The sequence below is a fragment of the Streptomyces sp. CB02980 genome (assembly GCF_014451325.2).
In the GTDB taxonomy this organism is placed as follows: Bacteria; Actinomycetota; Actinomycetes; order Streptomycetales; family Streptomycetaceae; genus Streptomyces.
The window spans coordinates 1-20,353 of the sequence record NZ_JACSCH020000021.1; the positions used below are offsets into that span (position 1 = coordinate 1).

The following is a 20,353-nucleotide window of genomic DNA, read 5'->3' on the forward strand; positions in this document are numbered from 1 at the left end:
GTGCCTGACGGTTTCCTCCCCGGCCTCGCCGGCTCGCTGAACAACCAGTCCAACCGCCTGGCCGATCTGGGGCGCCGGGAGGAGGCGCTGACCGCCGTCACCCGCGCCGTCGACACCTACCAGACCCTCGCCGACCGGCGGCCGGACGCCTTCCTCCCCGACCTCGCCATGTCGCTGAACAACCAGTCCGGCTGTCTGGCCGATCTGGGGCGCCGGGAGGAAGCGCTGACCGCCATCACCCGCGCCGTCGACACCTACCAGACCCTCGCCGACCAGGTGCCTGACGTCTTCCTCCCCGGCCTCGCCGCCTCGCTGAACAACCAGTCCGGCTGTCTGGCGGGTTTGGGACGCCGGGAGGAGGCGCTGAATGCCGTCACCCGCGCCGTCACCATCTACCGGACCCTCGCCGACCAGGTGCCCGACGTGTTCGGGCAAGACCTCGAGAGGGCTCTGCAACTACGAGAGCTCTTGAGGCCGCTTCCAGAAACATGATCTGCATCAAGCCGAGCACCAGAGCCGTACCAGATCAAGTGGGGAACGGGGAAACAAGGAAGCGGCTCCAACGGACGACCAGTACGGTTCGCGTGCCGAACGGGAGGCGATCTTTGACGCCGAGCTCCCATCCCGTCTGCCGTCGCCCCAGGCAGAGCCGAGCAGACGCGGCACCGGGCGTCCAGGTCGTTCGTCCAGTTGGGCGCTCCACCTGGACGCCATGAACCACGCCCGCTCCGACCTGGGGTTTGACTGTCAGCTCAGTCGCATGGGTGATCACGTCCACCGGAGAACCGTTAGCCCCGCCACGCACCCATCCCGCCATGCACGACCGAGCCATAGACACCGGCACATGCCGGTGCCCCGCCTTCCGCGGTGGACGCGCGGAAGACGGGGCACCGGTGGCCGGGTCAGCGGTGGTGGTGACGGTGTCCCCAAAACTCGGTGCCCACGGTGCGACCACGGTCGTCGCGCAGCGTCGCGGTGTCGGAGCGGTTGTCCCACACGTAGTTGCGGCGGTCCTGGTACACGTCGGTGCGGGTTCTCGGTCCGGTGCTGGGCCGAGGACCCGAACTCTGCCGCCCCGACGAGACCGCCGAAATGCCAACAGCCGACGCGGTGGGAGTTTCCCCAGTTCGTCTGGGCGGAGCGAGGCGAGCTGCTTCGGGTGCTCCATCGCTCCATGGAGGCTGCGAACCGCAGGCGGTAGAGCAGAGCGCGGGGGTCTTCGGCGTCTACTGGACGACGACGTTGTGCGCCGGAATGATCGTGGGCTGCACGTCGGCGTAGCCGAGGTCGGAAAGGATCGGGCCGAAGGCCTTCGCGTGGGCTTCGAGGGCCTCCGCGCTCTCCCAGACCTCCGTGACGCGGAACCCTCCGTCGACCGGTCCCGCCGCGTGGGAGACGAGGCCCGGGTTCTGCAGGTCGGCGAACCGCGTGAAGCCCCGTCCGTCGGTCACGCGGTCGATGACCGTGTCGTAGAGCTCCTGCCCGGCGCCGGGCAGGTCGAACGTCACGATGATGGCCATGGAGATGCCCCTTCTCGGTCCGCCGCTCGGGCTGCGGCGACGACAACGTCGGAGATCGTAGCGGTAAGTGGTCGGGTGCGTTCGTGGAGTGATGGGGGTGCTTGGCGCCCTGGGCGCCCTGGGCGCCCTGGGCGCCCTGGGCGGGCTGGTCGTGCGTTTGTGTGTTGTGGGGGCGGGTGGTCCGGGACACTTGGTCCTTACGGGGGCGTACTGGTGGCTGGGGTGTTCTGCGGGAGGGGTGGGGCTGATGGGGCGGCGTTCCGGGGGGCTGATCGGGGTGTGGGCCGAGCAGCAGCGGGTGGCGCAGCGGCAGCGGGAGGGACAGCATCAGGCCGTGCTGCGGCAGCAGCGGGATGCCGAGCGGGTGCAGCGGGCGTACGAGCGGGACGTGGCCCGGATGCAGCGGGAGCAGAAAGCCGCCTACCGGCAGCAGCGTGAGGCCGATGCCCTGCGGCGGACCCAGGAGTTGGACGCGCGCGTACAGGTGCTCGAAGGGTTGCTGGCCGCCGGGTGCCGAGCGCCCGCCTTCAGCGTCGACACGCTGCGGAGGGCCGAGGACGTCGAGCCGTTCTCGCCCGGGCCGCTCGGGGAGCCCGTACCCATGCCCGATCAGCGGTTCTATCAGCCCGAGGCCGCCTGGACCGCCTCCGGGCGGGCCCAGGCCGAGCGGGACGCGCGCGCCCGGTTCGAGCAGGACTGGTACGCCGCCCAGGCCGCCGAAGCGCGGCGCGTCGAGCAACTGGCCGCCTACCGGAGGGCGTACGACGAATGGGCCGCCGTGCGGCTCGACGAGATACGTGTGCACAACCGTGGGGTCGCCGGGACCGAGGTCGCCCTCGGCGGTGGGGATCCCGAGACCGTCGTCGAGTTCTTCTCCGCCGTGCTCTTCGCCTCCACCGCCTGGCCCGAGGGCTTTCCCCGCGAGGTGTCCGCCGCCTACGAGCCCGGCCGGCGCCGGCTCGTGCTCGACTGGGACCTGCCCGGGTACGACGTCGTCCCCGAGGCCAAGGGGGTCAAATACCTTCCCAGTACCGATCAGGAGAAGGACGTTCCCCGGCCCGTCACCCAGCGGCGTGCCCTCCATCGCGACGTGCTCGCCCAGAGCGTTCTCCTCGCCCTGCACGAGCTCTTCCGCGCCGATCGCTCCGGCGCCCTGGAGGCCGTCACCCTCAACGGGTACGTCGGTGGCGTCGATCCCGCCACCGGGCTCGCCGGGCGCGTGTGCGTCGCCTCCGTCGCCGTCGGGCGGGACGTCTTCGAGCGGCTCAACCTCGAATTCGTCGGGGCCGTGGAGTGCGTGACCGGCGCCCTCGGCGGACGGCTCTCCGCCAAGCCCGACGAACGCGTGGCCGTCGCCCCCCTGTGGACTCCCGAGCAGGTCGGCGCCGAGGTCGTCGTGCAGGGGGACGGCGACGAGCCCGATCTGCTCGCCATGGATCCGATCGCCTTCGAGGGGCTCGTCGCCCAGCTCTTCCGGGCCCGGGGGCTGCAGGCCGTCACCACCCAGCGGTCCAACGACGGCGGCGTCGACGTCGAGGCCCTCGACCCCGACCCCATCAGCGGCGGGTCCATCCTCGTCCAGGTGAAGCGGTACCGGAACACCGTCCCGCCCTCCGCCGTACGCGACCTCTTCGGCACCGTGCAGAGCGCCGGCGCCAACAAGGGCGTCCTCGTCACCACCTCCGGGTTCGGGCCCGGCTCGTACACCTTCGCCAACGGCAAACCGCTGACCCTGATCTCCGGCGTCGAGCTCGTCGATCTGCTGCATCAGCACGGACTCCGCGGGCGGTTGGGGTCCGGGACGACACCCGCATCGACCGCATCACCCGCGTCGCGCGTCGCTTCCGCCGCGCCCGTCGCCGCCCCCACCGCCGAGGCCGACGCCGACTTCAACCTCCTCGGGATGGACTGGGCCGGGTCCGCCGCCCTCGACGTCTGCGCGCTCGTCTGCTCCGGTCAGCGGGTACTCGGCGACGAGTGGTTCGTCTTCTTCAACAACCCCTCCACGCCCGACGGTTCCGTCGCCATGGTCGCCTCCCCGCCCGGCGACCGGGCCGCCGTCCGGGTCGGTTTCGACGCCCTGCCGCCGTCCGCCGACCGGCTCGTGCTCGTCGCCGCCGTCGACCCCGAGGTCAATCCGGACGCCGACCTCGGCGGGTTCACCGACGCCGGCATCCGGCTGCGCGACGACTCCGGCGCCGAGCTCGATCGGCTCGTCGTCTCTGACGGCCGCCCCGGCGAGACCGCGCTCGTCCTCGGCTCCTTCCGGCGGCGCGCCGGCGGCGACTGGGACTTCGTCCTCGGCGGGAAGGGGTACCGGGGCGGGCTCGAGGAGCTCGTCGGGGACTTCGGCATCGACGTGGAGTGAGTGGAGTGAGTGGAGTGAAAGGTGGGGGAGGGAGAGGGGAGGGGCGGCGTGTTCCTTCCCTCGCCTTCCTCCCGCGCCTCCCTCCCCCGCTCTCAGCGGCCGCTCAGGCGGTTCGCCAGGATCGCCACCCTGTCCGTCGTCGCCGCGTGGCCCGTCGCCTCGCGGCGGTCCGCGCCCCGGAAGGCCGCGTACATCGTCTGCACTCCCAGCCAGCGCAGCGGCTCGGGTTCCCACTTGCGGACCTTGTGGTTCACCCAGGGCAGGGCCGTGAGGTCGGTCGGGCCCGACTGGCCCGAGTCCTGCTGGATGAGGTCGCGCAGGGTGCGGGCCGCGAGGTTCGCCGTCGCGACGCCCGAGCCGACGTAGCCGCCCGCCCAGCCCAGGCCCGTCGAGCGGTCCAGGGTGACCGTGGCGCACCAGTCGCGCGGGACGCCGAGGACGCCGGACCAGGCGTGGTCCACCCGTACCCCCGCCAGCTGGGGGAAGAAGCGGACCAGGATGTCGCGGAGGGCCTCGATCGTCTGCGGCTGGGTGCGGCCGTCGTTGTCGGTCTTCGAGCCGAAGCGGTACGGGACCCCCCGGCCGCCCAGGGCGATGCGGCCGTCGGCGGTGCGCTGGGCGTACATGTAGGCGTGCGCCATGTCGCCGAGGGTCTCGCGGCCGTCCCAGCCGATCGACTCCCACTGCGCGTCGGTGAGCGGCTCGGTGGCGATCATCGAGGAGTTCATCGGCAGCCAGGTGCGGCGCTGGCCGGCGAGGGAGGCCGTGAAGCCCTCGGTGCAGCGCAGGATGTACGGGGCGCGGACCGTGCCGTACGGGGTGACCGCGTGCTTCGGCTTGATCTCGGTGACCGGGGTCGACTCGTGGATGGTGACGCCGAGCGCCTCGACGGCCGCCGCGAGGCCCTTCACCAGTTTCACGGGGTGCAGGCGGGCGCCGTGCGGGGTCCAGGAGGAGCCGACGGCGCCGGTGACGCGGATGCGGTCGGAGGTCCCGCGGGCCCCGTACATCTCCCGGTCCGTCTCGCCGAAGGCGATCTCGACCGCGTGGAAGTCCTTGAGGCGGGCCAGCTGGGCGGGGGAGAGGGCGACCTCCAGGACGCCGCCGCGGTGCTGGTCGGCCTCGATCTTCTCGGTCTCGCAGACGTCGAGGACCTCGGTGACGGTGGCGTTCATGGCCTGCTGGAGGCGGACGGCGGCGTCGTGGCCGTGGAGCTTGGCGTAGCGGTCGCGGCCGGCGATGCCGTTGTAGAGCCAGCCGCCGTTGCGGCCGGAGGCGCCGTATCCGCAGAACTTCGCCTCGAGGACGGTGATGTTGAGGAAGGGGACGGCCTTCTTGAGGTAGTAGGCGGTCCACAGGCCCGTGTAGCCGCCGCCGACGATGCAGACGTCGGCGGTGGTGTCGCCGGGGAGCGGTTCGCGGGGATCGGGCGCGCCGTCCTGCGCGTACCAGAACGAGATGCCGCCGTTGACCGTACTCATGTGTATCCCTCTTCCGGGTGCGTGGGCGGGACGTTACCGGGGGCCTTGGTCCTGTGGATACGGGTCCTTCGGCGGCGGTTCCCGGTCGGGGCCCGGCCTAGCTTCGAGGGTGGGCGGCGCACGCGTGGCCGCCACGGATTCCGTCGTTCCGGAAGGACTCTCCCATGCCCGTGCGCAGGACCCGGCGCCTGGTCGCCGCGGCTGTCTCGGCAGGTCTCATCGGCCTTGCCGTGGTGGGGTGTTCGGAGGGCGGGGCGCCGGCGGCCGCCGGTGTGACGGTGGCTCCGGAGGGGCGCGCGGACGTGCTCGCGAAGCTTCCCGCGGCCGTGGACGGTACGAAGATCGTCGTCGGTGACGCGAAGGCTCCGCACACGGTCACGGTGTACGTCGATCCCCGGTGCGGCTACTGCGCGAAGTTCGAGGCGAGCGGCGGGACGGTCCTCGCGGAGGAGGCCGCGGCGGGCACGGTGAAGGTTGAGTACGTCGTCGCCTCCTTCCTCGACGACCGGACCGGCGGTACGGCCTCGGCGCGGGCCGCGAACGCGCTGCGGGCGTCGGTGGAGGCGGGGCCGGGGAGGTTCGCCGCGTTCCAGGCGGCGCTCTTCGCTTCCCGGCCGGGCTCCGAGTCCAGGGACGGTTTCTCCGTCGGGCATCTGCTGCGGATCGCGGAGGGGGTGGAGGGGCTGCGGAGTGCGGCCTTCGACCGGGCCGTACGGGAGGACGCGTACCAGCGGTGGGTGGCGGACTCCGAGAAGGCCTTCGAGGACTCCGGGGTGGGCGGCACGCCGACCGTCCTGGTGGACGGGGCGGCGCTGCCGGGCGGGGACGCCCTGTACGACCCGGCCCGATTCTCGGAGGCGCTGCGCGACGCCGGTGTCTAGGGGCTGTCTTGCCGATCAGGCCGGGCTCGCGGCGTCTGGCACCGCACCTCGCCGCGTTGTCGTCGGTCGGCATGGTCCCCCGTAGCCCTTCGGGCACGGGAGGTGCCCCCACCGCCATGCCTCCCTCCTCCGCCTTGCGATGCACGGCACCAGACGCCGCTCCCTGATCCGGCCTGATCGACAAGACACCCCCTAGGGTCGTGGGGTGATTCACGTACCGGACCAACTTGTCGCGTCTCAGGTGAAGTACAACGGAGAGGCGGGGCGGGCGTTCGTCGCCGCGCTGCCGGAGCAGGCCGAGGAGTTCCTCGGCCGGTGGGGGCTGCGGGTCACGGGGCCTTCCATGTACGGCATGGCGTCGCTGGTGCTGCCCGTCGAGCGGGTCGCGGACGGTACGCCGGCGGCCCTGAAGATGCAGATCCTCGACGACGAGACCGAGGGGGAGCCGGTCGGGCTGCGCGTCTGGGACGGCGGCGGTGTCGTGCGGCTCCTCGACCACGACGCCGGTACGGGGACGATGCTCCTCGAGCGACTCGACGAGGCCCGGCCGCTGAGCTCCGTCGCCGACACGCGGGAGGCGATGGGCGTCGTCGCGGGGCTGCTCGCCCGGCTGGCGGCGCTGCCGGCGCCGGAGGGGATGCGGGGGCTCGGGGACATCGCGGCCGGGATGCTCGCGGATGTGCCGGACGCGGTCGGCCGCCTCGGCGCGGAGGACGCGGCGGTGCTGCGGGACTGTGCGGCGGCCGTACGGGAGGTGGCGGGGGAACCGGGCGACCGGCTGCTCCACTGGGACCTGCACCTCGACAACGTCCTCGCGGCCGAGCGTGAACCGTGGCTGGCGATCGACCCCAAGCCGCTCGCGGGCGACCCGGGCTTCGATCTGCTGCCGGCCCTGATGGACCGTTTCGACCCGGCCGACGTCCTGTGGCGCTTCGACCTCCTCGCCGAGGTCGTCGGCGACCGGGGGAGGGCGGTGGCGTGGACGCTGGGGCGGGTGCTGCAGAACGGACTGTGGGACGTGGAGGACGGGGAGCCGGGGCTGGACGCGGAGCAGGTGGAGGTGGCGCGGATCCTGCGGGTGGCGAGGGGGTGAGGCGTCCGCCGGGTCCCGTGAAACCTCCTGGCCAGGACCGGTCCGCCCGGGGCAGGCTTGCCCCATGATCCGTACAGCCACGCCTGCCGACGTTCCCGTCATCCACGCCCTCGTCCGTGACCTCGCGGAGTACGAGAAGGCCCTCGACGAGGTCCGTACGACCCCCGAGCAGCTCCAGGAGGCCCTCTTCGGCGAGCACCCCGCCGCCTTCGCGCACGTCGCAGAGACCGCGGACGGCGAGGTCGTCGGCTTCGCCATCTGGTTCCTCAACTTCTCGACCTGGCGCGGAGTCCACGGCATCTACCTGGAGGACCTGTACGTCCGCCCGGAGGTGCGCGGCGGCGGCCACGGCAAGGCACTGCTCACCGAACTGGCCCGGATCTGCGTCGAGCGCGGGTACGAGCGCCTGGAGTGGTCCGTACTGAACTGGAACAAGCCGTCGATCGACTTCTACGAGTCCCTCGGCGCCCGCCCGCAGGACGAGTGGACGGTGTACCGGCTGACGGACGGGGCGCTGGCCGAGCTGGGCGCGGCCGGCCGGGACGTCTGACATGCCCCTGGACACCGCCTGGCGCCGGGGCTTCCTGTGCGCGGCCCTGCGCGTGGTGGCGGCGTCCGCGCCGGATCAGCGGGCCTGGCTCGAGAAGCACGGTGTCGGGGCGGACGAGATCGCCCTGGACCTCGAGCACGCCTTCGGGCTGGCTTCGCAGCCGGCCGAGGAAGGGGCTCTGAGCGGGGAGTCGCTGGCCGACATGGGGCTGATCGACACGGTCTTCGACGGGATGACCCGCGACCGGTCGACGGACTGGTGGACCGTGGAGGCGCTGGCCGACGCCCCCGGGTGGGCCCGGGCACGTGAGCTGGCCGGGCGGGTGCTCGCCCGGGAGGGCGTGGCCGGTATGGCACTCCCTGACATCCAGGTGATCCGGTGACGGGCGGTGGTCGTGCGGGGTGTAGGAAGGGGGCATGGATACGGATATTGCCCAGCGGTTTCAGCGGATCACGGCGTTCATCGAGGCACGGTTGACGCCGCTCTTCGACCCGGCGAACGGGAGTGACCACGGGTTCGGGATGGACGACACCTCCCGGGCCCTGCGTGCCGCGCGGTACACCGTGCAGGCCGCCTCCGCCGTCAACGGGCTCGTGGAGAAGCGGGAGTCGGCGCCGGAGTTGCGGCAGGTGGTGGACCAGGCGTTGGAGCACAACTGGGACGTGCTGCGCTCCGTCGCCCGGATGTGGGAGGACCACCCCGACTTCCTGAAGGAGTTCAAGGCGCACTCCTGGGATGTGGTCGGGGCGGCCGTCTGAGGGATCAGGGGGTCCTGGTACCTGCCTGATCGACGCGGGGCTCCTAGGGGATGAGGACCACCTTGCCCGTCGTGCCCCGCGTCTCCAGCGCGCGGTGCGCGCCCGCCGCGTCCGCCAGCGGGAAGCGGTGGACCGCCGGGCGGAGGGTGCCCGTGGTCGCCGCCTCCAGGGCGGCGAGTTCGAGGTTGCGGACGTCGCCGCCCGCTTTCTGGATCATGACGGGGCCGAGGACGGACTCCGACGTGATGCCGCGCGCGGCCAGTTCCTCCGGTGTGAAGGTGAGCGCCTCGCCGTCGTGGAGTCCGGCGCCCGACCAGCCGAAGACGACGTGCTGCCCGCCCTTGCCGAGGAGGTCGACGGCCGCGCGGCCCGTGTCGCCGCCGACCGAGTCGAAGACGACGGTGGCGGTGCGCCCGCCCAGGTACGCGCGGACCTTCTCCGGCCAGTCGGGCCGCTTGTAGTCGACGGCCAGGTCGGCGCCGTTCTCCTCGACGAGCGCGACCTTCGCCGGGCCGCCGGCGAGGCCGATGACGGTGGCGCCGGCGTTCTTGGCGTACTGGACGAGCAGGGTGCCGATGCCGCCGGCCGCCGCGGGCACGATGGCCACCGAGTCGGGCCCGAGCTCGGTGAACTGCAGGATGCCCAGGGTGGTGCGGCCGGTGCCGATCATGGCGACGGCCTCCGCCTCGCCGAGGTGGTCGGGCAGCGCGTGGAGGCGGGCGGCGTCGGTGACGGCGAGCTCGGCGTATCCGCCGGGGGCCATGCCGAGGTGGACGACGACCCGCCTGCCGAGCCAGGCCGGGTCGGTGCCCTCGCCGAGCGCGTCGACGGTGCCGGCGACCTCGCGCCCCGGGATCGTGGGCAGCTCGGCGGGCGCCGGGAACGGGCCGGTCATCCCCTCCCGGAGCGCGGTGTCGAGGAGGTGCACCCCGGCCGCCGCCACCTTGACGCGGACCTGGCCGGTGCCCGGTACGGGGTCGGGGGTCTCCTCGTACGTGAGGTTCTCGGCGGGGCCGAAGGCGTGGAGGCGGATGGCGTGCATGGCGTTCCCCGTTCGTCGCGTGGGTGGGCGTTGTCCGACGAGGAACAGCCTCCAACCTCAAGCATGCTTGAGGTCAAGTCCCTTCCGCAGGACACCCCGTTCCGCGCGCAGCGCCAGCGACACCGCCTCCACCGCACTCGTGAACGACACCTCCGCGAGCACTCCGGGCGCCGCCACCTGGTCGCCCACCAGGTACACGCCGTCGCCCCGGTCGACGGCCGGCCGGTCGCGCCAGGTCGTGCCGGGCCGGTCGACCGCTCCCGTACGTCCCTGGCACAGCGAATCCCGCCGCCACACCGTCCGCTCGCGCCAGCCCGGGAAGCCGAGGTCGAGGAGCCGTTCGGCGTGGGCCACGCCGTCCGCCTTCGACTCGCCAGGACCGATCGGCAGCTGGGCCTGGATCAGCTGCACCCCGGCCGGGGCGAGGGTGGGGTCCTGGGCCGTGAAGCGCTCGATCCAGCCCGGCGCCTCCAGGTCCGAGATCACGAACGGGTCGCCCTTCCGGGTGCGCAGCGCCAGGTCGAACAGGACCGTACGGCCGCTCTCCCACGTCAGCGACGGGTCGCCGAGCAGCCGGGCGGCGGCCGGCAGGGCGGTCGCGACGACCACGGGCCCCTCGCCGAGCGGCAGGTCGTCGAGGCTGTCGACACGGGACGAGGTCTCGATCCGCACGCCCGTCTCCCACGCCCGCGCGACCATCCGCTCGATCAGCCGACCCCAGCCGCCCTGCACGAAATGCGCCTCCGGCGGCACGGAGGTGGCCCGGTGGAGCCGCTCCTGCACGAAGCGGGCGGAGAGCGCGCCCGGGTCGTGGTGGAAGGTCGCGACCGCCGCGTACGTGGCGGCGGCGTGCGCCGCCCGCTCGCCCGCGAGCCCGGTGGCCCAGGTGCGGAAGTCGACGTCCACGGGGGCCTGTTCGCCGCTGCGGAGGGACTGGCGCAGCATGCCGAGCGGCGGGGTGCGGCGCAGGGCGCCGCCGCGGTGGAAGCGGAGCCGGAGGGCCTCGGAGACCGGCAGCGGGGCCAGCGGACCGAGGAGGCCACGCTGCTTGAGCCAGGTCCAGTGCGGGCCCCCGGCGTAGATCGCGTGCGGCCCCTCGTTGGTGAGGTACGGGCCCTCGGCGGTGCGAGCCCGGCCACCGGGGGTCCGGTGCGCCTCGTGGACGGTCACCTTGACGCCCGCCTCGGCGGCGGTGATGGCCGCGGTCAGTCCGGCGAAGCCGCCGCCGATGATCGTGAGCTTCCGCATGTCGCTCTCCCTCTCGATCGGGTCGACCTCTCGTCGACCCCGTGTCCGGTCTCGCAAGGGGGACGAGCGGCGGGGTCGCGTTCGTGACATCGGGGCGCTGTCAGTGGCGTACATCACCATGGGGTCATGGCGACGACTCGGAAGAAGAAGGCGGCGGTCGCGGGGGCGCGGCGGCCTGAGCTGCGGCTGCCTCCCCTGGAGCCGTACGAGGGAGGGCTCGAACCGGACGGGGACTACGACGGCCTCGCACTGACCGGGCTCGACCTCACGGGCCAGTCGGGGGAGGGCGCGCGGTTCCTGGACTGCGCGCTGCGGGAGTGCGGGCTCGACGAGGCGCGGCTGACGGGGGCCCGCTTCCTCGACTCGGTGCTCACGGGCGTACGGGGAGTGGGGACGGTCCTCGCCGGGGCGCAGCTGCGGGACGTGGAGCTCGTGGACGCGCGGCTCGGTGGGGCGCAGCTGCACGGGGCGGTGCTGGAGAGAGTGGTCGTACGGGGCGGGAAGAGCGACTACCTGAACCTGCGGTCGGCGAAGCTGAAGGACGTCGTCTTCGAGGGGTGTGTGCTGAGCGAGCCCGACTTCGGGGGCGCCCAGCTCGAACGGGTGGAGTTCGTGGACTGCGTGCTCACGGGCGTGGACTTCAGCGGGGCGCGGCTCAAGGACGTGGACCTGAGAGGCGTCCAGCGACTGGAGATCGCGCGCGGGGTCGAGTCGCTCGCGGGCGCGGTGATCTCGACGGCCCAGCTCCTCGACCTCGCGCCGGTGCTCGCGGCGCAGCTGGGGGTGCGGGTGGAGGAGTAGCAGGCTGCGGGCCGGGGGGGGGCAGGGTTTGCGGGCCCGGGGGGCGGGGCTTGTGCGCCCGGAGGGGGGTCGGAGTTCGTGCGCGCGGGGCTCGGGGCTGTGTGCCCGAGGGCCGGGGCTTGTGCGCTCGGGAGGTCGGGGCCCGTGCGCCCGGGGGGCGGGGCGCGTGGGCCCGGGCCGGGGCTTGTGCGCTCGGGAGGTCGGGGCCCGTGCGCCCGGGGGGCGGGGCGCGTGGGCCCGGGCCGGGGCTTGTGCGTCCGGCAGGTCAGGGCAGGCGGGGGAAGCGGGCCTGGAGGGACCAGATGGCCGGGTTGTCGGCGAGGCCCTCGTGCATGTCCGTGAGGTCGGCGATCAGGTCGTGCAGGAAGTCGCGGGCCTCGCGGCGGAGCACCTTGTGGTTGAAGGTGATCGGCGGCTCGTCGCCCGGCATCCAGTCGGCCTCGACGTCCACCCAGCCGAAGCGGCGCTCGAAGAGCATGCGGTCCGAGGACTCGGTGAAGTCGAGCTCGGCGTACTGCGGCTGGGAGGCGCGGTTGCCGCGCGGGTCCTGGTCGACCTGCTCGACGATGTCGCAGAGGGCCCAGGCGAAGTCCAGGACCGGCACCCATCCCCAGGCTGTGGACACCTCGCGGTCCGTCTTGGTGTCCGCGAGGTACACGTCCCCGCAGAACAGGTCGTGACGCAGGGCGTGGACGTCCGCGTGGCGGTAGTCGGTCTGCGGCGGGTCGGGGAAGCGACGGGAGAGGGAGTAGCCGATGTCGAGCACGGAACCGATGGTGTCACGGCGCCAGGCCCACCTCGTACGCCAGGATCACCAGCTGCACCCGGTCGCGGGCGTCCAGCTTGGTGAAGAGGCGCGCCACGTGCGCCTTGGCGGTGGCCGCGCTGATGTGGAGCCGTTCCGCGATCTCGCCGTTGGACAGACCCCGGCCGACGAGGGCGAGCACCTCGCGCTCCCGGGCGGTGACTCCGGGGAGGGCGTGCGGCGGGATGCCTGCCGGGCCGGGCCCGGCCGCGAGGGCGCGGCCGGGCCCCGGGGCGGCTTCCCGGGCGGGCTCCGGGCGGGCGGCGAACTCCTCGATCAGGCGGCGCGTGACGCCCGGCGCGATCAGGGCGTCCCCGGCGGCGACGACCCGGATCGCCGCGAGGATGTCGTCCAGGGCCATGTCCTTGACCAGGAAGCCGCTGGCCCCGGAGCGGAGCGCGCCGTACACGTACTCGTCGTCGTCGAAGGTGGTGAGGACGAGGACCCGGGGTGCGCCGGGGCCGGCCGTGACGATCCGGGTGGCCTCGATGCCGTCCATGCCGGGCATCCGCACATCCATCACGACCACGTCGGGCCGTAGCTCGCGGGCGAGCCGGACGGCCTCGTCGCCCGTGCCCGCCTCGCCGACCACGAGGAGGTCGGGGTTGTCCGTCATCAGCACGCGCAGACCCGCCCGTACCAGCGGCTGGTCGTCGACGAGGAGGACGTTGATCGGGGTGGTGGGGCTGCTGCTCATGGGGCGGGGGTTCCTTGCTGGGCCGGTTCGGAGGCCGGTTCGGAGGCGGGTTCCCGGGCCGGTTCGGGGGCCGCGAGCGGTAGGGGCGAGGACAGGGGCAGGGGCAGGGGCAGTACGGCCGTCACGTGGAAGCCGCCGCCGGGGCGCGGGCCCGCCGAGAAACGGCCCCCGAGGAGCGCGGCGCGCTCGCTCATGCCGACGATGCCGTAGCCGGTGGAGGCCGGTGCGGCGGGTGCGAGCGGTGCGACCGGTGCGGTGCCGGGCTTCACCGGCCGGCCGTCGTCCGTGATCTCGACGAGCAGCGCGTCCTCGCCCCGCTCCACGGTCACCCGGCAGGTGGGCGTGCCCGCGTGGCGTACGACGTTGGTCAGCGACTCCTGGACGATCCGGTACGCGGCGAGGTCGACCTCCGGTGGCAGTGACCGGTCCCGGTCACCGAGGTGCCGCACCTCGACCCGTACGCCCGCGTCCGCCGTCGACGCGGCGAGCCGGTCCAGGTCCGCGAGACCCGGCGCGGGGTCGCGCGGTGCGGCTCCGTGCCCCCGGGTGTCCTGCGCCGAGGCCCGCAGCGCGCCCAGGGTGCGGCGCAGCCCGGCGAGGGTCTCCCGGCTGGTGGTCTCGATGGTGGCGAGGGCGTTGCGGGCCTCGGCGGGCTGGGTGTCGATGACCCGGCGGCCGACGCCCGCCTGGATGGCGATGACGCCGATGCTGTGCGCGATCACGTCGTGCAGCTCGCGGGCGATCCGCAGCCGCTCGGCGGTGACGGCCTCGGCCGCCGTCCGGGCGCGCAGCTCCGCCGCGTGCGCGCGCCGCTCGCGGGAGGCGTGGCCGAGCAGCCCGGCGGTGAGCAGCGCGAGGGCCAGGGCGACGACGGTGGTGACGAAGACGTCCTGGCCCGAGGTCGTGTACAGCGCCGAACCGATCTGCACGGTGAGCGTCACGGCGGCGGCGGGCAGGGCGACCCGGAGCAGCGGACGGCGGGCCGCGAGCAGGCCGACGCAGGCGTCGGCGGCGAGCACCGGAAGGTACGTCAGCTCGGCGTACGGCCGGGTCGTCGACGCGGCGAACAGGCCGACGAGCAGCACCCCGAGTGCCGCCTCGGGCCTGCGGCGCGCGAGCGGGAGCAGGAGCCCCACGGCGACGGCGGTGAGGAACAACCGCAGCTCGGTGGAGCGGAAGGGCCCCGCCTGCATGCCCACGAAGAGGACGAAGGGATGGGCGACGGCGGCACACCAGGCCAGGAGGGTGGGGACGCGTCCGCCCGGGCCGGCGGGGGCTGGGGGAGACGGGCTGGGCGTGGTGGGCATGCGGCCGATCGTAGGCGCGGGGGGCGGGCCGGACATCGGCCCACGGGCGTACGCCCACGGGTCACCGTCACCGCCCGGGTTGTGGCCGGCGGGCCGATGCCGGCGGGGGTGCGGTCCCGGCAGCGTGGGCCTCGTGATCGAAGCCCATGAACTGACCAAACGCTACGGCCGCCGCCGCACCCTCGGCCGCCGCCGCACCCTCGGCCGCGCCGCCTCCGAGGTGTCGAGCTGTGAAGACCGCGCCACCCCCGAGTCGTCGAGCCGTGAGGACGGCGCCGCCCCCGCCCGGCTCGCCGTCGACCGGCTCGGCTTCACCGTTCGGGCCGGGCGGGTGACCGGGTTCCTCGGGCCCAACGGGGCCGGGAAGTCCACGACGCTGCGGCTGATCCTCGGGCTCGACGAGCCGACGTCCGGGACCGTGACCGTCGGCGGGCGGCGGTTCCGGGACCTGCCCCGGGGGCTGCGCCACGTCGGGGCGCTGCTCGACGCGCACGACGTGCACGGCGGGCGGACCGCCGAGGGGCACCTCGCCGCGCTCGCCCGTACCAACGGCATCCCGCGCCGCCGGGTCGGCGAGGTCCTCGGCGAGGTGGGTCTCGCCGAGGCGGCCCGCCGCAGGATCGGCGGCTACTCCCTCGGCATGAAGCAGCGGCTCGGGATCGCCGCCGCCCTCCTCGGGGACCCTCCGGTGCTGCTCTTCGACGAGCCGGTCAACGGCCTGGACCCCGAGGGCGTGCTGTGGGCGCGCGGGCTGTTCCGGCGGCTCGCCGCCGAGGGGCGGACGGTGTTCGTCTCCAGCCATCTGATGAGCGAGATGGAGCACACCGCCGACGACCTCGTCGTCATCGGCCGCGGCAGGCTGATCGCCGCCGAGAGCCTGGCGGACTTCGCCTCGCGCGGCACGGGTGCGGGGACCGGCCGCGGTGTGACCGTGCGGACCGCCGACCCGGCCGCGGGACCGGGCCTCGCCGCCGTACTGATGCGCGCCGGGGCCACCGTACGACCGCAGGAAGCGGCGGCGGACGGGCCGCTCGTCGTGACCGGGATGGGTGCGGACCGGATCGGCGTGCTCGCCTTCCGGCACGGCACCCCGCTCGCCGAACTCGCCTCTCGGGGCTCGTCCTTGGAGGACGCCTTCATGGAACTGACCGCAGACAGCGTCGAGTACCGGCGGACGGGACGGGCCCGATGAACATCGCGCACCCGACGCAGGCCGTGCCCGTCCGTTTCCGTGATCTCCTCGCCGGCGAGTGGATGAAGCTGTGGTCCCTGCGCTCCACCCCCTGGGCCTTCGGCGTCGGCGCGGTCGCCGTCCTCGGCGTCAACCTCAACGCGTCCTTCGCCGACTACCGGAACTATCCGCACTATTCGGAGGGCATCCGCGAACTCTTCGTGCCCATCTGGGCGATGCGGGACGCCTTCACGCTCGGTGGGGCCATGGTGTTCATGCTGGCGACCGGGGCCGTCGGCGCGCTCGTGATCGTCGGCGAGTACGGCACCGGGCAGATCCGTACGACCTTCGCCGCCGTCCCCGACCGGCGGTCCGTGATCGTGGCGAAGACGGTGGTCCTGGCAGCCGTGATGCTCGTGTACGGGGTGCTCGTCGCCGGAGTGTCGTTCGCCGCCACCCAGGCGGTGCTGTCGGGCCGGGACGTCGGCATGTCGATCGGATACCCGGGCGCGGCGGCGGCCGTCGCCGCGTCCGCGCTGCTCGCCCCCGTGTGCGCGCTCGTCGGCTTCGGCCTCGGGGCGCTGCTCCGGCACACGGCGACGACGATCGTCACCCTCACCGGAGTCCTGCTCCTGCTGCCCGCGCTCGTCGACGGGCGCAGCCGCTGGTCGGCGACGTTCCTGCACGCCCTGCCGCAGGGCGCGTGGAGGCGGCTGACGGAGGTGGGGGACTCGCCGGTGCCGGTGGAGTTCCCGTGGACGGCGGGCGGGGCGTGGACGGTGTACGCGGCCTGGTCGCTCGGCGCGGTGGCGGTGGCCCTGGTCGCGGTCCACCGCCGGGACGTCTGAGACGCGCTCAGCGGCGGCCGTGCACAGCCCGCGCCACCCGGGGGCCGAGCCAGCGCTTGAGGCGGCGCAGCGGCTCCAGTTGTTCGGCGGCCCGGTCGATCCGGTAGTAGAGCTGCGGCGGGATGTGCGGGAGCAGCGGCGAGTGGCGCTGGCCCAGGAGCGCGAACATCCGGGCCGGCTCCAGGCGCATGTACCGCGGGAGGTTCTCGTACCACTGGGCGCTGTAGCGGGCGGCGCTCTGCGCGGAGACGAGCTCGGCGCGGCGGCGCTTCCCGTACGTGGTGAGGGCCGTGTCCAGGTCGGTGTGCGCGCGCAGCGCGTCCGCCAGGGCCAGCGCGTCCTCCAGGGCCAGGGTCGTGCCCGCGCCGATCGAGTAGTGCGTGGTGTGGGCGGCGTCGCCGAGGAGGACGAGGTTGCCGCGGTGCCAGACCCGGTTGGTGAGGGTGCGGAAGGTGAGCCACTGGGCGGGGTCGTCGGCCCGGTCGCGGCCGATCAGCTCGTGGCCGTCGAGGAGGTCGTGGAACAGCTTTTCGAGGAGGTGGAGGCTGTCGGACTCGCCGAGCGTGTCGAGACCGAGGCCGGTCCACGTCTCCCGGGAGCACTCGACGACGCAGGTGGAACGCTCGCCGCTGAACCCGTAGGCGTAGCACCAGATCCAGCCGTGTTCGGTCTCCTTGAAGGCGAAGCTGAAGGAGTCGAAGACCTTGGTGGTGCCGAGCCAGATGTACTGGTTGCGGCCGCTCGTGACCGCGCTGCCGAAGTGCTCGGGGCGGGCCTCGCGGAGCACGCTGTTGACGCCGTCGGCGGCGACCACCAGGTCCGCGTCGCTCAGCTCGGGCGCGTCCGGGCCCGCGATGTCGTGCTCGAACTCGACGCGTACGCCGAGCTCTTCCGCCCGGTCGGCGAGCAGCGCCAGCATCCGCCGCCGCCCGATGCCGAAGCCCGCGTCGCCCCGGTGGACGGTGCGCTCGTCGCGGACGATCGCGACCCCGTCGGTCCAGGTCACGGAGGCCTCGGCGACGGCTGCCGCGGACTCGGGGTCGCCCGCGCGCAGCTTGTCGAGGAGCCCGGCCCAGTACGTCACACCCCAGCCGTACGTGGAACCCTCGGGGTTCCGTTCGTACACGGTGATCTCATGGGCGGGGTCCTGCCGCTTCAGCAGGATCGAGAGGTAGAGGCCGGCGGGTCCGCCGCCGACGATCGCGAGCTTCACGTGCGCTCCCACTGGACTGACCGGGCCTGAGGCATGACACCGTGCTGTCGAACGGCAACGCACAGTAGCAGTGGTGAGGGCCCCGGGTGCGCACGCAGCGCGGCCTACGGCAGCAGGCGCCGTTCCTTCGCCACCGCGACGGCGCCCGCGCGCGTGTCGACGCCGAGCTTCGCGTAGATGCGGCCGAGGTGGGTCTTCACCGTCGCCTCGCTGATGAACAGCGCCCGCGCGATCTCGCGGTTGCCGAGGCCCCGCCCGAGCTGGCCCAGGATGTCCCGCTCCCGGTCCGTGAGGCTCGGGCCCGCCGCGCCGCGCATCCGGTCCATGACGCGGCTGGCGACCGGCGGGGAGAGAGCGGTGCGGCCCTGGGCGGCCGCGTGGATGGCGGCGAACAGCTCCTCCGGCCGCTCGGCCTTCAGGAGGTAGCCGGTGGCGCCGGCCTCGATGGCCCGGGTGATGTCGGCGTCCGTGTCGTACGTGGTGAGGACGAGGACGTGGACGCCGGTGGGCGCGATCAGGCGGGTCGCCTCCACGCCGTCGATGCCCGCGCCCAGCTGGAGGTCCATCAGGACGACGTCCGGCTTCAGCTTCGCCGCCATCGCGACGGCCTCCTCGCCGCTGCCGGCCTCGCCGACGACCTCGATGTCGGGGGTGCTGCCGAGCAGGGCGAGCAGGCCGGCGCGGACGACGACGTGGTCGTCGCAGAGGAGGATCCGTACGGACATCACGACTCCTGGGAGGGCGGGTGCGGGGAAGGGTGCGAGGGCGGGTCCGCGTGCGGGTGCGGGGCCGGGTTCGTGTGGGTGCTCGGGAGCGGGATCGCGGCCGAGAGCACCGTGCCCTCGCCCGGGGTGGACTCGACCGTCAGGGTGCCGCCCAGCTGCTGTGCCCGCACGCGCATCGCGGGCAGCCCGTGGCCCCGTACCCCGCCGGGCCTGTCGGCCGGGTCGAAGCCGCGGCCGTCGTCGGCGATGTCCAGGACCACCTGGTCGTCGAGGTACGTGAGGGTCAGCGCGGCGGAGTCGGCGCCGGCGTGCTCGCGGATGTTGGCGAGGGCGCCCTGCGCGATCCGCAGGAGCGCCGACTGCACCCGTTCGGGGAGCGGGACGGCGGTCCCGTCGACCCGGAACGCCGTCGACTCGCGGGCCGCCAGGCCGCGCAGGGCCTCTTCGAGGCCGCCGCCCTCGGCGAGGTCGGCGGGCGCCAGGTCGTGCACGAAGCGGCGGGCCTCGGCGAGGTTGCGTTCGGCGATGGACTCGGCCGTACGGACATGGCGGCGGGCGGTGGCCGGGTCGCTGTCCCAGGTGCGGTCGGCGGCCTGGAGCAGCATCTGCTGGCTGGACAGGCCCTGCGCCAGGGTGTCGTGGATCTCCATCGAGAGCCGCTGGCGCTCGGCGAGGGTGCCCTCGCGGCGCTCGATCGCGGCGAGTTCGCGCCGGGTGCGGATGAGGTCGTCGATGAGCGCCCGCTGGCGGGCCGCCTGCCGGTCCGAGTACACGAAGACGCCGGTGGCGATGGCGGCGACGGCCGGCGGGGCGACGATCAGGTTCGGGTCCCAGCCGCCGTGCGCGAGCTGCACCTGCGCGAACACGACGAACGCGGTGAGCAGCGTGACCAGGCCGAGCGCGGCCCGCGCCGGGAGGGTGCGCAGGCCCGTGTAGAAGAGCGGCACCGCGCACCAGGCGAAGCTCGGCGCGAGGACGACGAGCAGGATCCAGACGGCGACGACGGTGCTCAGCCAGGCGATCCGGCGGGGCGCGGCGCGGGTGCCGACGACGGGGCCGAGGAGGTAGAGGGAGGCGAGGGCGCCGGAGAGGGCGACGATCCAGGGGCTGCGGTCCTCCCAGGGGTGGCGCAGCAGGAAGCGGGCGAGCGAGGCGCCGAGGAGGAGGAAGAAGGCGATGTGCATGACCCGCGCCAGCCAGGTGGCGTCGGGGTCCTGCTCGGTCTCCGTCGGCCGTGTCACGTTCTCACCTTCCTGACCTGGGGATATCTGTCCATCCTGACCCGGGGGGACCAGGGGGGCATCAGCCGATCGGCTGACCCGGCCGTCCTCCAGTGTGCGTGAGGAGGGCAGCCGGACCGTGGACCGTGCGGCCCGGGTTCCGGCCACAGGATTGGTTGCAGAGCGAAGGAACGGATCACTCACACGGTTCACCTCGGCTCGGCTCACTTCTCCTCGCAGTTCCTCCCCTCCTCACCCTCACGGAGTTCCTCATGAAGAAGATCCTCTTCGGTGCCACCGCTGCCGCTGTCGTCGCCGCCGGTACCTTCGGCGCGGTCTCCGCGAACGCCTCCGCCCCGGCCGCCGCCCCCGCCGCCGTGGTCCGCGCCGACGCCGGCAACGACAACCTCCAGCAGTCGACCCACCTGACGATCGAGGCCGCGACCAAGGCCGCGCAGGCGACGCTCGACGCCGCCGAGAAGGAGAACCAGCGCGTCTCCGTCGCCGTCGTCGACCGCAACGGCAACACCATCGTCACCCTCCGCGGCGACGGTGCGGGCCCGCAGTCCTACGAGTCGGCCGAGAAGAAGGCGTACACGGCCGTCTCCTGGAACGCCCCGACCTC

General features: G+C 73.5%; 20 protein-coding genes and 1 pseudogene. 11 read left to right on the forward strand and 10 right to left on the reverse strand.

Going from position 1 to position 20,353, the window contains the following annotated elements; translation table 11 throughout:
- Positions 1 to 492: pseudogene (locus E0F75_RS32950) on the forward strand (tetratricopeptide repeat protein); the annotation flags it as partial.
- Positions 493 to 1,226: 734 nt separating this feature from the next.
- On the opposite strand, the gene E0F75_RS32960 reads toward E0F75_RS32950, so the two are convergent.
- Positions 1,227 to 1,520: a hypothetical protein gene (locus E0F75_RS32960; protein WP_229314633.1), complete on the reverse strand. Its 294-nt coding sequence runs from the start codon at positions 1,518 to 1,520 to the stop codon at positions 1,227 to 1,229.
- Positions 1,521 to 1,767: 247 nt separating this feature from the next.
- Here E0F75_RS32960 and E0F75_RS32965 point away from each other — a divergent pair, with 247 nt between their 5' ends.
- Entirely contained in the window at positions 1,768 to 3,888 is a 2,121-nt protein-coding gene (locus tag E0F75_RS32965) for a restriction endonuclease (RefSeq protein ID WP_229314634.1), read from the forward strand.
- 92 nt (positions 3,889 to 3,980) lie between these two features.
- Here E0F75_RS32965 and E0F75_RS32970 read toward each other — a convergent pair whose 3' ends face one another.
- Positions 3,981 to 5,369 carry an FAD-binding oxidoreductase gene (locus E0F75_RS32970; protein ID WP_229314635.1) on the reverse strand — a complete coding sequence of 463 codons (1,389 nt, stop codon included), beginning with the start codon at positions 5,367 to 5,369 and terminating at the stop codon, positions 3,981 to 3,983.
- 164 nt (positions 5,370 to 5,533) lie between these two features.
- Between E0F75_RS32970 and E0F75_RS32975 the strand changes: the two genes are divergently transcribed.
- From E0F75_RS32975 to E0F75_RS32995, 5 genes are all read left to right on the forward strand, one after another.
- Entirely contained in the window at positions 5,534 to 6,250 is a 717-nt protein-coding gene (locus tag E0F75_RS32975) for a thioredoxin domain-containing protein (RefSeq protein WP_229314636.1), read from the forward strand.
- A 205-nt stretch (positions 6,251 to 6,455) separates the two neighbouring features.
- Entirely contained in the window at positions 6,456 to 7,343 is an 888-nt protein-coding gene (locus tag E0F75_RS32980) for an aminoglycoside phosphotransferase family protein (RefSeq protein WP_229314637.1), read from the forward strand.
- A 64-nt stretch (positions 7,344 to 7,407) separates the two neighbouring features.
- On the forward strand, positions 7,408 to 7,893 hold the full coding sequence (locus E0F75_RS32985) for a GNAT family N-acetyltransferase (protein ID WP_229314638.1): 486 nt from the start codon (positions 7,408 to 7,410) through the stop codon (positions 7,891 to 7,893).
- A gap of 1 nt (position 7,894) precedes the next feature.
- Positions 7,895 to 8,275, forward strand: coding sequence for a hypothetical protein (locus E0F75_RS32990; RefSeq protein WP_229314639.1), 381 nt, complete (start codon positions 7,895 to 7,897; stop codon positions 8,273 to 8,275).
- A 34-nt stretch (positions 8,276 to 8,309) separates the two neighbouring features.
- On the forward strand, positions 8,310 to 8,651 hold the full coding sequence (locus E0F75_RS32995) for a hypothetical protein (protein WP_055600951.1): 342 nt from the start codon (positions 8,310 to 8,312) through the stop codon (positions 8,649 to 8,651).
- Between the two features lie 43 nt (positions 8,652 to 8,694).
- Here the strand turns inward: E0F75_RS32995 and E0F75_RS33000 are convergent, their stop codons facing one another.
- Together E0F75_RS33000 and E0F75_RS33005 are read right to left on the reverse strand one after the other, a co-directional pair.
- Positions 8,695 to 9,693: a zinc-binding dehydrogenase gene (locus E0F75_RS33000; RefSeq protein WP_229314640.1), complete on the reverse strand. Its 999-nt coding sequence runs from the start codon at positions 9,691 to 9,693 to the stop codon at positions 8,695 to 8,697.
- 57 nt (positions 9,694 to 9,750) lie between these two features.
- Entirely contained in the window at positions 9,751 to 10,941 is a 1,191-nt protein-coding gene (locus E0F75_RS33005; protein WP_229314641.1) for an NAD(P)/FAD-dependent oxidoreductase, read from the reverse strand.
- Positions 10,942 to 11,067: 126 nt separating this feature from the next.
- Here E0F75_RS33005 and E0F75_RS33010 point away from each other — a divergent pair, with 126 nt between their 5' ends.
- The gene (locus E0F75_RS33010; RefSeq protein ID WP_229314642.1) at positions 11,068 to 11,742 is read left to right on the forward strand and encodes a pentapeptide repeat-containing protein; all 675 of its coding nucleotides are present in this window, start codon (positions 11,068 to 11,070) and stop codon (positions 11,740 to 11,742) included.
- 265 nt (positions 11,743 to 12,007) lie between these two features.
- Here the strand turns inward: E0F75_RS33010 and E0F75_RS33015 are convergent, their stop codons facing one another.
- Genes E0F75_RS33015 through E0F75_RS33025 form a run of 3 tightly spaced genes read right to left on the reverse strand, consistent with a single transcriptional unit; the run spans position 12,008 to position 14,551 of the window.
- Positions 12,008 to 12,508, reverse strand: a complete 501-nt coding sequence (locus E0F75_RS33015) for a hypothetical protein (RefSeq protein ID WP_229314643.1) — start codon at positions 12,506 to 12,508, stop codon at positions 12,008 to 12,010.
- Positions 12,509 to 12,521: 13 nt separating this feature from the next.
- Entirely contained in the window at positions 12,522 to 13,244 is a 723-nt protein-coding gene (locus E0F75_RS33020) for a response regulator transcription factor (RefSeq protein WP_229314644.1), read from the reverse strand.
- Positions 13,241 to 14,551: a sensor histidine kinase gene (locus E0F75_RS33025; RefSeq protein WP_229314645.1), complete on the reverse strand. Its 1,311-nt coding sequence runs from the start codon at positions 14,549 to 14,551 to the stop codon at positions 13,241 to 13,243. Before E0F75_RS33025 ends, E0F75_RS33020 begins: the two co-directional genes overlap by 4 nt.
- 331 nt (positions 14,552 to 14,882) lie before the next feature.
- On the opposite strand from E0F75_RS33025, the gene E0F75_RS33030 reads away from it, so the two are divergent.
- Positions 14,883 to 15,743 carry an ATP-binding cassette domain-containing protein gene (locus E0F75_RS33030; RefSeq protein ID WP_229314762.1) on the forward strand — a complete coding sequence of 287 codons (861 nt, stop codon included), beginning with the start codon at positions 14,883 to 14,885 and terminating at the stop codon, positions 15,741 to 15,743.
- On the forward strand, positions 15,740 to 16,570 hold the full coding sequence (locus E0F75_RS33035) for an ABC transporter permease subunit (protein ID WP_229314646.1): 831 nt from the start codon (positions 15,740 to 15,742) through the stop codon (positions 16,568 to 16,570). The genes E0F75_RS33030 and E0F75_RS33035 overlap by 4 nt, the downstream gene beginning before the upstream one ends.
- Before the next feature lie 7 nt (positions 16,571 to 16,577).
- Here the strand turns inward: E0F75_RS33035 and E0F75_RS33040 are convergent, their stop codons facing one another.
- From E0F75_RS33040 to E0F75_RS33050, 3 genes are all read right to left on the reverse strand, one after another.
- Positions 16,578 to 17,783 carry an FAD-dependent monooxygenase gene (locus tag E0F75_RS33040; protein ID WP_229314647.1) on the reverse strand — a complete coding sequence of 402 codons (1,206 nt, stop codon included), beginning with the start codon at positions 17,781 to 17,783 and terminating at the stop codon, positions 16,578 to 16,580.
- A gap of 104 nt (positions 17,784 to 17,887) precedes the next feature.
- Positions 17,888 to 18,508: a response regulator transcription factor gene (locus E0F75_RS33045; RefSeq protein ID WP_030323137.1), complete on the reverse strand. Its 621-nt coding sequence runs from the start codon at positions 18,506 to 18,508 to the stop codon at positions 17,888 to 17,890.
- Positions 18,508 to 19,692, reverse strand: a complete 1,185-nt coding sequence (locus tag E0F75_RS33050) for a sensor histidine kinase (RefSeq protein ID WP_229314763.1) — start codon at positions 19,690 to 19,692, stop codon at positions 18,508 to 18,510. Before E0F75_RS33050 ends, E0F75_RS33045 begins: the two co-directional genes overlap by 1 nt.
- Positions 19,693 to 20,000: 308 nt before the next feature.
- Here E0F75_RS33050 and E0F75_RS33055 point away from each other — a divergent pair.
- The coding region (locus E0F75_RS33055) for a heme-binding protein (protein WP_229314648.1) at positions 20,001 to 20,353 on the forward strand (353 nt) is incomplete at its 3' end.

Bases quoted from the DNA above. Each gene is read 5' to 3' on its own strand.
- E0F75_RS33010 (WP_229314642.1), top strand. From the start codon at position 11,068: ATGGCGACGACTCGGAAGAAGAAGGCGGCGGTCGCGGGGGCGCGGCGG.
- E0F75_RS33020 (WP_229314644.1), bottom strand. From the start codon at position 13,244: ATGAGCAGCAGCCCCACCACCCCGATCAACGTCCTCCTCGTCGACGAC.
- E0F75_RS32960 (WP_229314633.1), bottom strand. From the start codon at position 1,520: ATGGCCATCATCGTGACGTTCGACCTGCCCGGCGCCGGGCAGGAGCTC.
- E0F75_RS32985 (WP_229314638.1), top strand. From the start codon at position 7,408: ATGATCCGTACAGCCACGCCTGCCGACGTTCCCGTCATCCACGCCCTC.
- E0F75_RS33045 (WP_030323137.1), bottom strand. From the start codon at position 18,508: ATGTCCGTACGGATCCTCCTCTGCGACGACCACGTCGTCGTCCGCGCC.
- E0F75_RS33000 (WP_229314640.1), bottom strand. From the start codon at position 9,693: ATGCACGCCATCCGCCTCCACGCCTTCGGCCCCGCCGAGAACCTCACG.
- E0F75_RS32965 (WP_229314634.1), top strand. From the start codon at position 1,768: ATGGGGCGGCGTTCCGGGGGGCTGATCGGGGTGTGGGCCGAGCAGCAG.
- E0F75_RS33050 (WP_229314763.1), bottom strand. From the start codon at position 19,692: ATGCACATCGCCTTCTTCCTCCTCCTCGGCGCCTCGCTCGCCCGCTTC.
- E0F75_RS32990 (WP_229314639.1), top strand. From the start codon at position 7,895: ATGCCCCTGGACACCGCCTGGCGCCGGGGCTTCCTGTGCGCGGCCCTG.
- E0F75_RS32970 (WP_229314635.1), bottom strand. From the start codon at position 5,369: ATGAGTACGGTCAACGGCGGCATCTCGTTCTGGTACGCGCAGGACGGC.
- E0F75_RS33035 (WP_229314646.1), top strand. From the start codon at position 15,740: ATGAACATCGCGCACCCGACGCAGGCCGTGCCCGTCCGTTTCCGTGAT.
- E0F75_RS33025 (WP_229314645.1), bottom strand. From the start codon at position 14,551: ATGCCCACCACGCCCAGCCCGTCTCCCCCAGCCCCCGCCGGCCCGGGC.
- E0F75_RS32975 (WP_229314636.1), top strand. From the start codon at position 5,534: ATGCCCGTGCGCAGGACCCGGCGCCTGGTCGCCGCGGCTGTCTCGGCA.
- E0F75_RS33005 (WP_229314641.1), bottom strand. From the start codon at position 10,941: ATGCGGAAGCTCACGATCATCGGCGGCGGCTTCGCCGGACTGACCGCG.
- E0F75_RS32995 (WP_055600951.1), top strand. From the start codon at position 8,310: ATGGATACGGATATTGCCCAGCGGTTTCAGCGGATCACGGCGTTCATC.